The 1,242-nt window shown below is 77.2% G+C and carries 2 protein-coding genes; both read right to left on the reverse strand.

The genetic code is table 11. The annotated features are described in order from the left end of the window. On the reverse strand, positions 1 to 459 hold a 459-nt coding region (locus HGA02_RS21775), incomplete at its 3' end, for a DUF6297 family protein (RefSeq protein ID WP_343035647.1). Beyond that, positions 456 to 1,145, reverse strand: coding sequence for an ABC transporter ATP-binding protein (locus tag HGA02_RS19690; protein ID WP_124344189.1), 690 nt, complete (start codon positions 1,143 to 1,145; stop codon positions 456 to 458). The genes HGA02_RS21775 and HGA02_RS19690, both read right to left, overlap by 4 nt. Positions 1,146 to 1,242: the final 97 nt, after the last annotated feature.

Below are 1,242 nucleotides of genomic sequence, written 5' to 3' on the forward strand. Positions count from 1 at the left end.
CGCGTCGAGCACCGCGACCAGCACACCGCCGACGAGCCCGGCCACGACCGGCAGGCGCAGCGACGCGGGCCGCAGCAGACCCCGCCGGTCGACCGGCAGGCCCAGCCACCACGCGGCCTCGGCGCCACCCGCCCCCACGGGCCCGAGGCGACCGGCCACCGACAGCAGCGCCCCGGCGCCCGCGACGAGCACGACCGCCACCAGGGTCGACAGGTCGAGCGCCCAGCCCGTCACCACGTGCGACGCGGGATGCACCTCGAGCCGGAGCGTGCGCGCGGCACCGAGCGCGACGAGCACCCCCACGCCGACCGCGATCACGGCGTAGTAGACGTCCGACAGGACCGACCCGAGGTTCGCACCGCCGCGCGCGTTGCCCGCGTGCGCGGTGTAGCGGCGGATGGCCCGGGCGGACGGGACCTCGCCGACGTCGGAGGGCGCGACCGCCGCCTCGTCGCTCACGGGTTCTCCCGGCTGATGACGCGGGCCGCCTCGGCCGGGTCGACCACGCGGCTCACGTCGTCCGAGACGACCACCGCACGGTCGGCGACCGCACGCACGAGGTCCGGGTCGTGCGTCGCGAGCAGCACCGCGCCGCCGTCGCGCTTCTCGACGTTGAGGCGGTCGGCGAGCCGGTCGCGCATCGCGCGGTCGAGGCGCTGCTCGGGCTCGTCGAGCACCAGCAGCGACCGCGGGCGCGCGAACCCGGCGGCGAGGAGCAGCCGCCGGCGCTGACCCGAGGAGAGCGCGACGGGCAGCGCGCGTCGGTGGTCGGACAGCCCGAACTCGTCGAGCAGCGTGTCGACGACGCCGTCGGCGCCGAGCACGCCGTGGCCGCGCGCGGTGAGGTACAGGTGCTCCGCGACGGTGAGCGCCGGGAAGTACGCGTCGTCGTCGAGCACCGCCGCGACCCGGGTGCGGAACAGCACGTCGCGCTCGTCGACCGGATCCCCGAACACGCGCAGCGTGCCCTGCGCGGGCGTGAGCAGGCCGAGGATCGTCTTGAGCACGGTCGACTTGCCCGAGCCGTTGGCGCCGACCAGCGCGACCGCCTTGCCGGGCGCGAGCGTGAAGCTCACCGGCGCGCACACCGGTGCCCCGCCGTAGCCGACTACCAGGTCCTGGGCGCGCACGACGGGCTTCGACACGCCCGCCAGGGTAGACCGCCCACCCGTGCGCGCCGCACCGGGGCGCGTCGACGCCCCGGCGGCGGGCCGGGGACCCACGCCCGCCTCGAGGGCGACG

This window comes from Cellulomonas septica (assembly GCF_012396155.1).
Taxonomy (GTDB): Bacteria; Actinomycetota; Actinomycetes; order Actinomycetales; family Cellulomonadaceae; genus Cellulomonas; species Cellulomonas septica.